Annotated in this window: 5 protein-coding genes; all 5 read right to left on the bottom strand. The window is 66.8% G+C overall.

The window, feature by feature from the left end:
- Window positions 1-128 precede the first annotated feature (128 nt).
- On the bottom strand, window positions 129-1,229 hold the full coding sequence (locus IP86_RS22385; RefSeq protein WP_054164644.1) for an alkene reductase: 1,101 nt from the start codon (window positions 1,227-1,229) through the stop codon (window positions 129-131).
- 281 nt (window positions 1,230-1,510) lie between these two features.
- Window positions 1,511-1,816 carry a reaction-center light-harvesting complex 1 protein PufW gene (gene pufW, locus IP86_RS22380; RefSeq protein WP_054164643.1) on the bottom strand — a complete coding sequence of 102 codons (306 nt, stop codon included), beginning with the start codon at window positions 1,814-1,816 and terminating at the stop codon, window positions 1,511-1,513.
- 214 nt (window positions 1,817-2,030) lie between these two features.
- Window positions 2,031-3,098 (bottom strand): branched-chain amino acid ABC transporter permease, encoded by a 1,068-nt coding sequence (locus tag IP86_RS22375; protein ID WP_054164642.1) that lies wholly within the window; start codon window positions 3,096-3,098, stop codon window positions 2,031-2,033.
- The gene (locus IP86_RS22370; RefSeq protein WP_054164641.1) at window positions 3,095-4,120 is read right to left on the bottom strand and encodes a branched-chain amino acid ABC transporter permease; all 1,026 of its coding nucleotides are present in this window, start codon (window positions 4,118-4,120) and stop codon (window positions 3,095-3,097) included. The genes IP86_RS22375 and IP86_RS22370 overlap by 4 nt, the downstream gene beginning before the upstream one ends.
- A gap of 153 nt (window positions 4,121-4,273) precedes the next feature.
- Window positions 4,274-4,996 (bottom strand): ABC transporter ATP-binding protein, encoded by a 723-nt coding sequence (locus tag IP86_RS22365; RefSeq protein WP_054164640.1) that lies wholly within the window; start codon window positions 4,994-4,996, stop codon window positions 4,274-4,276.
- Window positions 4,997-5,089: the final 93 nt, after the last annotated feature.

Genomic DNA, 5,089 nt, shown 5'->3' with positions numbered 1-5,089 from the left:
GGGGGGGGGGGGGGGGGGGGGGGCGACGCGAGCACTGAGTCTCGGCCGCGTGGACGCGCCCCCTCACCCGACCGGCCTCGCTGCGCGATGCCGGTCGACCTCTCCCCGCACGCGGGGAGAGGTAACAACTACTGCGCCGCCTGGGCCGATTCCAGCGTCGGGTAGTCGGTGTAGCCCTTGGCGCCGCCGCCGTAGTAGGTGGCTTTGTCGCCTTCGTTGAGCGGGGCGTTCTGCTTCAGGCGTTCGACCAGATCGGGGTTGGAGATGAACGGCTTGCCGAACGCGATCAGGTCTGCCGCCCCCGCATCGAGCTGCTTGTCGGCGAGCGCGCGGTCGTAGGCGTTGTTGGCGATGTAGGCGCCGCTGAAGCGCTTGCGCAAGCTCGCATAGTCGAACGGCGCGATGTCGCGCGGGCCGCCGGTGGCGCCTTCGATGACGTGGATATAGACCAGCTTCAGCTTGTTGAGCTCGTCGACGATGTAGTCGAACAGCGGCTGCGGATTGCTATCGGAGACGTCGTTGGCCGGGGTCACCGGCGAAATCCGGATGCCGGTGCGCTCCGGCCCGATCTCCTTGGACACCGCGGCGGCGACCTCGATCATCAGCCGGGCGCGGTTCTCGATCGAGCCGCCGTACTGGTCGGTGCGCTTGTTGGAGCTGTCGCGGGCGAATTGGTCGAGCAGATAGCCGTTCGCGCCGTGAATCTCGACACCGTCGAAGCCCGCCTTGATGGCGTTGGCGGCGGCCTTGCGGAAGTCGTCGACGATGCCGGGGATTTCGTTCAGCTCGAGCGCGCGGGGCTCGGAGACGTCGACGAACTGGCCGCCCACGAAGGTCTTGGTGTTGGCCTTGATGGCCGACGGCGCGACCGGCTTGCCGCCGTTCGGCTGCAGGTCGACATGCGAAATGCGGCCGACATGCCAGAGCTGGATGAAGATCTTGCCGCCGCGCTTGTGCACCTCGTCGGTGACCTTCTTCCAGGCAGCGACCTGGGCGTCCGAATAGATGCCGGGCGTGTCCTGGTAGCCCTGGCCCTGCTGCGACACCTGGCTGGCTTCGGTGATCAGCAGACCGGCACTGGCGCGCTGGCCGTAATATTCCGGCGCCAGTGGGCTGGGGATGAGGCCGTCCGGAATCGCGCGATTACGCGTCAGCGGGGCCATCGCGATGCGGTTGGCGAGCGTGATCGGACCGAGCTTAGTGGGCTCGAACAGCTTGGAAGTCGACATGGGGCCGTCCTGGAAGGTTGCGGATGGCTGGAACTTGGGGCGCCCCGGTCGAATCTCAATGGGTCCGGCGAAAATAGATGCGGCCGCATGAAATTTTGAAGGGCGGTTTCGAAAAACCGCCCGGCGGCAGCATGGATGTTCCGGAAATGCCGCTCTTTGGGGCGAATTCGGGCGGAACTTCGAAGGCCTGGGCGGCAGAGCGCCCGATCGGGAGGGGGCCGGCGGCGGTGGATCGTCGCCGGACCGTTGCGCGCAGCCGTGGGGTGCGTTGCGTCGGGTCGTCAGGCGGCGAGCGGACGACGCTGGCGGCGGAAGAACCAGAACGCGAACGGGGCCACGAACAGCGTGCCGAACGCCGGCAGCGCCGCGGCGCGCAGGATCTCGCTCGCCCCGAAACCTTCGCCGCCGAGGCCGATCTTGCCGAGCACGATGGCAATCACCAAGGTGATGATCGGCGAGACCACCATCGCGGCGGCGCCGGCGGCCTGCGACACCAGTTTGCCGGCCGGAGCGGCGGTTGCGAGCACGCCTGCCACCACGACCGCGGCGGCGAAAGCCAGTGCAGTCAGCACCAAGAGCAGTGTCATTTCCAACTTCCTGTTTGCTCGGACGATCCGCCAGGTTCGGTATTGGAGTAGGCGGGAGGTCCTCGTCGGAGGGGCGCGGAGGTGAGGGAGCGCCCCGAACGGCAACAGGATACTTTGTGCAGTTGCACACGAAATTGATCTGGCGCAGATGATACCGGTCAGATTGCGCGGCAGGAGCGCGCAGTCGGGGGCGCCTTACGACTTTGGACGCGGCTTATTCGGCCGGCTTTTGCCCGCCGCGCAACCGGCCGACGATCCCGGTCGGGAAGAAATAGACGCTGGCGACGAACAATAGGCCGAGCCACAGCAGCCAGCGGTCCGGATGCAGCAGGCCGGGCAGCAGCGGCAGGCCGGCGTCGGCCGCGGCGGTCGAGGCCGCGCCCATCAGGGTCTGCAGGTAATTCTGCGCCAGGATGAAGATGGTGGCGCCGATGATCGCGCCGTAGATCGTGCCCATGCCGCCGATCACCACCATCAGCAGGATGTCCAGCATGATCGAGAAGCTCAGCGACGTATCCGGCCCGGCATAGCGCAGCCACATCGCGTTGAGCACGCCGGCGGCGGCGGCGACCAGCGCCGCGAGCACGTTGGCGTAAGTGAGGTGGAAGACGGTGCGATAGCCGAGCGCCTCGGCGCGGAAGCGGTTCTCGCGGACGGCCTGCAGCACCCGGCCGAATGGCGAATTCACCACCCGCAGCAGCGCCAGGATCATGCCGGCGCAGCCGACCAGGATGATGTAGTAGGTCAGGATGCGGCCGTTGATCCGCACCCCGAAGAAGTCTTTGACGAACACCGTGCCGGGCCGCAGCAGCTCCGGCAGGCTGAAGCTGCGGCCGTCCTCGCCGCCGGTCAGCCACGACAGCTGCGATGCCAGCACGAGAAACGCCGACGCCACCGCCAGCGTGATCATCGCGAAGAAGATCGCCTCGACCCGCAGCGAGAACAGCCCGATCGCCAATGCTAGCAGCGCCGCGAGCGGCAGGCCGATGACGATGCCGGCGCCGACCGCGGCCCAGCTCGGCCCTAGGCCGTACAGCGCGATCGCCACCGCATAGCTGCCGATGCCGTAGAACATGGTGTGGGCGAACGACACCGTGCCGGTGTAGCCGAGCAACAGATCGTAGGACGCCACCAGCGCCGCGAAGATGCAGATCTTGGCGGCGACGTTGAGCGGCTTGGCGCCGGGGAACACGAACGGGGTGATTGCCAGCATCATCACGATCGCGATCAGCAGCAGCGCCAGCACCCGGCTGCGCGGCGGATCGCCGGACAGGATCATCATCGTGACGTCACCGCATAGAGCCCGCGCGGCCGCCACATCAGGATGGCGACCATCAGGAGAATGTTGGAGACCAGCGCCAGCTTCGGCACCAGGAAGCCGCCGTAATTGGCTACCATTGCGACCAGCAGCGCGCCGATGAAACAGCCGCCGACCGAGCCGAGCCCGCCGATGATCACCACGATGAAGATCAAGACGGTGAGCTCGTTGCCCATCGAGGCGTGGACCTGCTCGCGATACAGCGCCCACATGATGCCGCCGAGCCCGGCCAGCGCCGAGCCGACCATGAACACGCCGAGGAACAGCCGCTTGACGTGATAGCCGAGCGCTTCGACCATCTCGCGGTTCTCGACGCCGGCGCGGATCAGCAGGCCGATCTTGGTGCGGTTCAGCGTGAGCTGGATACCGACGAACACGATCAGCCCGACCAGCATCACCAGCGGGCGATATTTGGCGATGGCGATATCGCCGATGATGAACGAGCCGCGCAGCGTGTCCGGCAGCGGCAGCGGGATGATCTGCGGCCCCCACAGCGCATACAGCGCCTGCTCGGCCACGATCAGCCCGCCGGTGGTCATCAGGATCTGTTTCAGATGCTGGCCGTAGACCGGCAGGATCAGCACGCGCTCGACCACCAGCCCGAGCGCGCCCGACACCGCCATCGCGGCCAGCGCCGCCGGCGCCAGCACCGCGAGATTGATCAGCAGCGAGTCGGATTGCGACATCGCCGCCAGCGGCAGCAGTACCAGCGTGGCGATATAGGCACCGACGGAAATGAAGGCACCGTGGCCGAAGTTGAGTACATCCATCAGCCCGAACACCAGCGTCAGTCCGGACGCCATGGTGAAGATCATCATCCCCATCGCCAGCGACGCGATGGTCAGCGTCACCCAGGACGAGAACGAGCCGACCAGCGGCAGCATCAGCAGCGCCAGGATCACCGGCAGCAGCACCGGGAGCAGATCACGCTTGGCCTGTGGCAACGGATCGGAGGTGGAGGGGGCGGGCGCGGGAATGTCAGTCATGCGTTCACGCCACCTTTGTTGTTGTAGTCGCCATCGCCACACACGCCGTCATTGCGAGGAGGCGTAGCCGACGAAGCAATCCAGCTCCGAGCACGGCGCTCTGGATTGCTTCGCCTTCGGCTCGCAATGACGGGGAGAGGGCGGTTGTGATCATCACTGATGCGCCTCCAGGCTGAGGCCGAGCAGGCGTTCTTGCAGCGGGACGTCGGCGGCCAGCGCCGCCATGGCGCCGCGGTGGACGATCATGCCGTTGTCCATCACCAGCACGCTGTCGCCGATCTGCTGCGCGACGTGGAAGTTCTGCTCGACCAGCAGGATGGTGGCGCCGCTGCGCTTGATCTCGGCGAAGCATTCGATCAGCGCGCCGATGATCGCCGGCGCCAGCCCCTTGGTCGGCTCGTCGATCAGCAGCAGCTGGCGCGGCTCGATGATGGCGCGGGCGATCGACAACATTTGTTTCTGCCCGCCGGACAGCGAGCCGGCGCGCGACAGCCAGAACTTCCGCAGCGCCGGGAAGAAGCCGAAGATCCAATCGAGCCGCGCGGTGTCCATCGCCTGCTCGCGCGCGGCGAGGATCAGGTTTTCCTTGACGGTGAGATCGGAGAACACCGCCATTGTTTCCGGCACATAGCCGATGCCGAGCCGCGCGATCTCCGGCGTCGCCAGCGCCTCGATGCGCTTCCCGGCGAGCGTGATCTCGCCGCGCGACGCCGGCCAGAGCCCCATGATGGTGCGCAGCGTCGTCGTCTTTCCGGCCCCGTTGCGTCCGAGCAGCATCGTGGTCTGCCCTTCCGGCACCACGAAGTCGACGCCCTGCAGGATGTGATAGCGGCCGATGTTGGTGTGGACGCCTTTGAGCGTGAGGAGGTCGGTCATACTCCCCTCCCTCCGCAACGAAGCGCCTCTGCTCCCCTCCCCCTTGCGGGGAGGGGTCGGGGGTGGGGGTACCCCAGGCACTGTGCCCGCGTC

It is taken from the genome of Rhodopseudomonas sp. AAP120, assembly GCF_001295845.1.
Taxonomy (GTDB): domain Bacteria; phylum Pseudomonadota; class Alphaproteobacteria; order Rhizobiales; family Xanthobacteraceae; genus Rhodopseudomonas.
The sequence above is the reverse complement of the archived record's forward strand: the minus strand, read 5'-3'. Positions and strand labels throughout refer to the sequence as shown.

Excerpts from the sequence above, each read along its gene's own strand:
- IP86_RS22375 (WP_054164642.1), bottom strand. The coding sequence starts at position 3,098 with ATGATGATCCTGTCCGGCGATCCGCCGCGCAGCCGGGTGCTGGCGCTG.
- pufW (WP_054164643.1), bottom strand. The coding sequence starts at position 1,816 with ATGACACTGCTCTTGGTGCTGACTGCACTGGCTTTCGCCGCCGCGGTC.
- IP86_RS22385 (WP_054164644.1), bottom strand. The coding sequence starts at position 1,229 with ATGTCGACTTCCAAGCTGTTCGAGCCCACTAAGCTCGGTCCGATCACG.
- IP86_RS22370 (WP_054164641.1), bottom strand. The coding sequence starts at position 4,120 with ATGACTGACATTCCCGCGCCCGCCCCCTCCACCTCCGATCCGTTGCCA.
- IP86_RS22365 (WP_054164640.1), bottom strand. The coding sequence starts at position 4,996 with ATGACCGACCTCCTCACGCTCAAAGGCGTCCACACCAACATCGGCCGC.